The sequence below is a fragment of the Pseudomonas sp. genome (assembly GCF_041601375.1).
In the GTDB taxonomy this organism is placed as follows: domain Bacteria; phylum Pseudomonadota; class Gammaproteobacteria; order Pseudomonadales; family Pseudomonadaceae; genus Aquipseudomonas.
In genome coordinates this window covers 1-5,044 of sequence record NZ_JBFIIG010000248.1, presented here as the reverse complement: position 1 = coordinate 5,044, position 5,044 = coordinate 1, and the positions used below count along the sequence as shown (strand labels likewise).

General features: G+C 65.7%; 6 protein-coding genes and 1 pseudogene. 3 read left to right on the top strand and 4 right to left on the bottom strand.

The window, feature by feature from the left end; translation table 11 throughout:
• The 4 genes from ABZE94_RS20270 to ABZE94_RS20255 form a co-directional block, all read right to left on the bottom strand.
• On the bottom strand, nucleotides 1–317 hold a 317-nt coding region (locus ABZE94_RS20270), incomplete at its 3' end, for a DUF5629 family protein (protein WP_372877854.1).
• A 28-nt stretch (nucleotides 318–345) separates the two neighbouring features.
• Nucleotides 346–987 carry an oxidoreductase gene (locus ABZE94_RS20265; RefSeq protein WP_372877852.1) on the bottom strand — a complete coding sequence of 214 codons (642 nt, stop codon included), beginning with the start codon at nucleotides 985–987 and terminating at the stop codon, nucleotides 346–348.
• Between the two features lie 50 nt (nucleotides 988–1,037).
• The gene (locus tag ABZE94_RS20260) at nucleotides 1,038–2,807 is read right to left on the bottom strand and encodes a C13 family peptidase (protein ID WP_372877850.1); all 1,770 of its coding nucleotides are present in this window, start codon (nucleotides 2,805–2,807) and stop codon (nucleotides 1,038–1,040) included.
• Between the two features lie 131 nt (nucleotides 2,808–2,938).
• Nucleotides 2,939–3,394, bottom strand: a complete 456-nt coding sequence (locus ABZE94_RS20255; protein WP_372877848.1) for a MaoC family dehydratase — start codon at nucleotides 3,392–3,394, stop codon at nucleotides 2,939–2,941.
• A gap of 239 nt (nucleotides 3,395–3,633) precedes the next feature.
• Here ABZE94_RS20255 and ABZE94_RS20250 point away from each other — a divergent pair, with 239 nt between their 5' ends.
• The 3 genes and pseudogenes from ABZE94_RS20250 to ABZE94_RS20240 form a co-directional block, all read left to right on the top strand.
• Nucleotides 3,634–3,996 (top strand): CidA/LrgA family protein, encoded by a 363-nt coding sequence (locus tag ABZE94_RS20250; RefSeq protein WP_372877846.1) that lies wholly within the window; start codon nucleotides 3,634–3,636, stop codon nucleotides 3,994–3,996.
• Nucleotides 3,993–4,709, top strand: coding sequence for an LrgB family protein (locus ABZE94_RS20245; RefSeq protein WP_372877845.1), 717 nt, complete (start codon nucleotides 3,993–3,995; stop codon nucleotides 4,707–4,709). The genes ABZE94_RS20250 and ABZE94_RS20245 overlap by 4 nt, the downstream gene beginning before the upstream one ends.
• A 260-nt stretch (nucleotides 4,710–4,969) precedes the next feature.
• A pseudogene (locus tag ABZE94_RS20240) lies at nucleotides 4,970–5,044 on the top strand (ATP-dependent protease); the annotation flags it as partial.

Below are 5,044 nucleotides of genomic sequence, written 5' to 3'. Positions count from 1 at the left end.
TTGTCGCCGCTGACTGCCGCGAAGCATTTGATCCGGTGCTCGGTGCTGTCCTCGGTGAGGAGCCAGCTGTCCGTCTCGTCATCGAAGCGCGCCGCGCTCACCGCGGCCAGGGAGAACTGCCAGTGACGGCGGGCGCTGCCGTCTACGCAGTCGATGCTCAGCAGTGGCTGATCCCGGCTGTCGGCATTGGCCGAGCCGGCGCTGACCTGGGCCAGCAGCTCCTTGTCCAGGTTGAATTGCCACGCGTAGAGGTCATCGATTTCGAGCATGTCGGCGGCTTCGAGGGCGTCGATCAGGTTGCTGTGGGTTGTGCTCATGGGTTGGCTCGATAGGGAAGGTTAAGGATCAACGGCCGAGGCGGCGCAGCCGGTCGGACTCGATGACGCGCAGGCCGTGGTCTTCTTCCAGGGCCAGGCGCCAGAGGGCGCGAGCCAGGACGGTGGCTTCGATGCCGTGGTATTTGCCCGGCAACCAGCGCACCAGCGGCGCGGCCAGGCGCTCGCCGAGGCGGAATTCGTTGCGCGGCCCGAGCAGCAGGGCTGGCCGTGCCAGGGTCAGCTGCGGCCAGTCCTGGGCTTGCAGCGCTTGCTCCATTTCGCCCTTGACCCGGTTATAGAACACCGAGGACTTGGGGTCGGCGCCGAGGGCGCTGACCACCAGCAGGTGACGCGCGCCGAGCTCGCGGGCACGCTGGGCGAAGGCTACGACCAGGTCATGATCGACGGCGCGAAAGGCCTCCTGCGAGCCGGCTTGCCTGATCGTGGTGCCCAGGCAGCAGAAGGCCGTGTCGATCGGGCCGTTGAGTTGCGGCAACAGGTCGCGCAGTTCGCCCACCGGGTTTTCCAGGTGCGGGTGCTCGGCCAATGGCCGGCGGCTCGGCGCCAGCACGCGCGCGACCGTAGGTTCGTTGAGCAGGCGATCCAGCAGGTGTTCGCCGGTCAGGCCGGTGGCACCTGCAAGGAGGATGTGCTGGGGCGTCAAATACATGGTCGTGGGGTCTCCGCTGATATCAATCAGCTTAACAGGCCATTGAAAAACTACTGCGTGCTGCGCTCGATACTTTGTCCGCCGAGTGGGGCGGGGCTGGCGGCGGTCTGCTCGCCGCGGGCGGTGCTCAACGCTCGGCTGGCCTGCTGCTCGCGCAGGGCGCGCCAGTGTTGCAGGACCGCCTTGGCTGGCCAGATTTGTGGCTCGGAGGCCTCGAAGCCATCGGCGAGTTCGCGCTCGGCGACTTTCGCCTTGGCCAGCTCGAAGGCGCGCTGCAGGTCATCGGTCTGGTTGAGGGCTTCGGCAAACAGGGCGCGGCCGAAGTAGGTGAAGTCGTTCTCCTCCGAACAGCCGAAGGACACCCGGTCGGCCCGTGCGGCGGTCATCACCAGGGTCTTGTCGTCTTGCAGCAGGGGGATGAAACCGCCGGAGTAGCAGGCCGAGATCACCACCACCTTGTGCCGCTCGCGCAGCGGTTGCAGCAGCACGGCCAGTTCGCTGGCAGGCAGGTCGTCGAGCTGCAGGCGCGGCTGGTCGAGATTCAGCTCATGCTGGCTCGAGCCGTGGCTGGTCAGGTAGATGAAGATCAGGTCCTCCGCCCCGCTGCGTTCGGCCAGTGCCTGCAGCGCGCGGCGCAGGCTTTCGCGGGTGGCCAGCGGGCGCTGGCTGATCTGCTCGCGGTGATTGGTCAGGCTGATGCGGCCATGGGCGGCGAAGCGTTCGCCGAGCAGATTGGCGACGTAATCGGCTTCGCGCATGAACACGCTCTGCTTGCCGTCGCCCGCCAGGGTCAGGGCGTAGAGTTCGATGGCGGGGGTGGAGGCGGGCAGCTCGGCGATGGCCTGGTCGAGCAGGCGGCCCTGCGCCAGCAGGCCGAGCTCCAATGGGTCGGGCAGCATGCGCCCCTGCTCGTCGCGCAGGCGTCGGCCGCGCTGCCAGGTGCCGCTCTGCTGGTTGCCTTCGGCGAGGGTCAGGGTGCCGTCACCGGCGTACTCGCCATGCTTGAAGCGGCCCCGATAAAGGCTGCCATCGGCCAGCTGCAGGCGGCCTTGGCCGTGGTAGCTCCAGTCGCGGAATTCGCCGAGGTAGCGCTCGCCCTCGGCGCCCTGAAATTCGCCCGCGCCGGTGAATGCGCCTTCGACGAACTGCCCGCTCCAGACATCGCCAGCGGCACTCTGGTAGCGGCCTTTACCGTGGAACTGGTTGTCGCGGAAGGCGCCGCTGTAGAGGTCGCCGCCAGCGCTCTTGAAGCTGCCGGGGCCTTGCAGCTGGCCCTTGGCGAACTGGCCGCTGAACTGGTTGCCGTACTCGTCGCTGCGCACGCCCTGGCCATGCGCCAGGCCTTTGCGGAACTGACCGTGGAAGCTGCTGCCATCGGCGCGCTCGAGGCTGCCCAGGCCATGGAACAGATCGTCTTTGAACGCACCGCGATAGACGACCAAATCGCCCTGCTTGAGGGTGCCTTCTCCGGCAAACCGCCCCCCGGCGAAACCGCCCTGGTAGCTGCTGCCATCAGGGTAGTGGAGCGTGCCCTGGCCATGAAAGACGCCTTGCGCGAACTCGCCGACGTAGCGCTCGCCATTTGCGCCATGCCATTCGCCGGGGCCATGCCGCTGGCCATCCTTGAAGGCGCCGACGAACCAGCTGCCGTTGCGGTAATCCAGGCGGCCGGGGCCCTGCAGTAAACCGTCGATCACCTCGCCGCGATAGCGCGTGCCGTCGGGCAGTGTCGCGTCTGCGGGCAACAGGGGTTCGCCGTCGCCGCAGGCGGCAAGCAGCAGGGCGAGGCTCAGGGGCGCGAGGTGGGCGAGGCGGCGCATGGCAAGCATCCAGATTCGGGTGTTGCCGGAAGTATGCCGTAATCCGTTGACTTGGTGCTGCCGTGCCGCGAAGAGGCAGTGCATAACCGGCGTTCGCTCGGTCGAGCGAACGCCGGGTATGCCGGCGCAGATCAGACGAAGCAGAGGGTCAGGGGTTCGGCGACGTAGGCCGGTTTATCCTGGCCTTCGATTTCCAGTACCGCGCGGGCCTTGAGCAGCCACTGGCCGGGGTTTTTCTCGGTGGCGTCGGTCAGGGTCACCACCAGGCGTACCTTGGAGTCGACTTTGACCGGCTGGATGAAACGCACGCTGTCCAGGCCATAGTTGACGGCCATTTTCAGGCCCTGGGGCATGATCATGATGTCTTCCATCAGCATGGGGATCAGCGACAACGACAGGAAACCGTGGGCGATGGTGCTGCCGAAGGGGGTCTGCTTGGCTTTTTCCGGGTCGACGTGAATGAACTGATGGTCGCCGGTGCATTCGGCGAATTGATTGATGCGCTGCTGGTCGATGGTCAGCCAGGCGGAGCGTCCCAGTTCCTTGCCTACATAGTCGTTGAGTTCTGCTACGGGTACTGACGGCATAGTTCCTCCTTGAGGAAGCGGGGTTTTGTTGTTCGAGTCGAAGCGAGTCGCTGAGCTCCTAGATCATCATGCGCTGTGCAACGGGTCAAGCCTGTAGTGTCTTGCTGAATAGCGGGTTATAGACAGGCGCTTTGCCTGCCTATAATGGCCGCGGTTCGCCGGGGTCTCGGCGCTGTGCTCATGCATTTTCCGCTCGCGCCGGCGTGACCGTACTCGTCACTTGAATCGGAGATTCACCCATGCTGTTACGCGGCTTGTTCTGGCTGGTGCTGTGCCAATTGCTCGGCACCGGGCTCAACGTCCTGTTGCTGCCGATGTTGCCGGGGCCGATTATCGGCATGTTGCTGCTGTTGCTGTTCCTGCTGGTGCATGGCGAGGTCGACGAGCCCTTGCACCTCGCCGCCAGCAACCTGCTCAAGTACCTGCCGTTGCTGCTGGTGCCGCCCGCGGTCGGGGTGATGGCCTATGCCGATGCGATTGCCGCGGACTTCTGGGCCGTGGTTGGGGCGCTGGTGCTGTCGCTGGTGCTGTCGGTGGTGTTCGCCGGCTGGATGATGCAGAAGCTGATCGAGCGCCAGCAGCGTCGCCGGGAGGAGGCATGAACCCGGACTGGTACGGCGCCTGGCAGGCGGTCACCCATCACCCCTTGTTCGGTGCGGGCATCACCCTGGGCGCCTATCAGTTGGCCATCGCCGCCTACGAGAAGACCCGCTGGATGTTCCTGCAGCCGGTGCTGGTGTCGACGGCCATCGTCATCGGCGTGTTGCTGTTGTGCGGCCTGAGTTTCGCCGAGTACAGGGTCAGCGCCGAAGCCCTGACCCTGTTCCTCGGCCCGACCACCGTGGCCCTGGCGGTGCCCTTGTTCCTCAACCTGCGGCGGATCCGCCAGTTGTTCTGGCCGACCGTGCTGACCTTGCTGATCGCCGGGGTGGTGGCTACGGTGCTGGGCGTGGCGCTGGCCTGGTGGTTCGGCGCCGACTCGATCATGCTGATGAGCATGGCGCCGAAGTCGGTGACCTCGCCGATCGCCATGCTGGTGGCCAGCCAGATCGGTGGGATTGCCGCACTGGCGGCGGTGTTCGTGATGATCACCGGGGTGGTCGGGGCGATGCTCGGCCCGGCGCTGTTGCGCCTGTGCGGGGTGCATCATCACGCGGCAATCGGCATGGCCCTGGGCATGACCGCGCATGCGGTCGGCACCGCGCGGGCCATGCAGGAAAGCGAAGAATGCGGCGCGTTCGCCGCGCTGGCGATGAGCCTGATGGGCATGCTCACCGCGGTGCTGTTGCCGCTGGCGATCATATTCCTGGTCTGAGCAGCTGTGAAAAAATCTCCGGCTACTGCAATTGCTTCAACCATCGGTAGTCCGTTCGGGGCGTAGGGCATTTGGGCGGGGTTCCATTCGGAGGTAGGGCGGCTCGGGCGGCGATCCGTTCGGCGCGCAGCGACAACCCGCCAGCTTGCTGCCGCGTCACTGAACCGAGGTGCACTGCCTGCGCCGAATGACCCCTGCGGATCGCCACACACGTCGGCTGCGACGGCGCTCGATATGTTCACAATCGCTGAGAGGCCCCCATGAAGCTACCCCTGTTCCCGCTCAATACCCTGTTGTTCCCGGGGTGTCCGCTCGATTTGCAGATATTCGAGGCG

Bases quoted from the DNA above. Each gene is read 5' to 3' on its own strand.
- ABZE94_RS20265 (WP_372877852.1), bottom strand. From the start codon at position 987: ATGTATTTGACGCCCCAGCACATCCTCCTTGCAGGTGCCACCGGCCTG.
- ABZE94_RS20260 (WP_372877850.1), bottom strand. From the start codon at position 2,807: ATGCGCCGCCTCGCCCACCTCGCGCCCCTGAGCCTCGCCCTGCTGCTT.
- ABZE94_RS20255 (WP_372877848.1), bottom strand. From the start codon at position 3,394: ATGCCGTCAGTACCCGTAGCAGAACTCAACGACTATGTAGGCAAGGAA.
- ABZE94_RS20250 (WP_372877846.1), top strand. From the start codon at position 3,634: ATGCTGTTACGCGGCTTGTTCTGGCTGGTGCTGTGCCAATTGCTCGGC.
- ABZE94_RS20245 (WP_372877845.1), top strand. From the start codon at position 3,993: ATGAACCCGGACTGGTACGGCGCCTGGCAGGCGGTCACCCATCACCCC.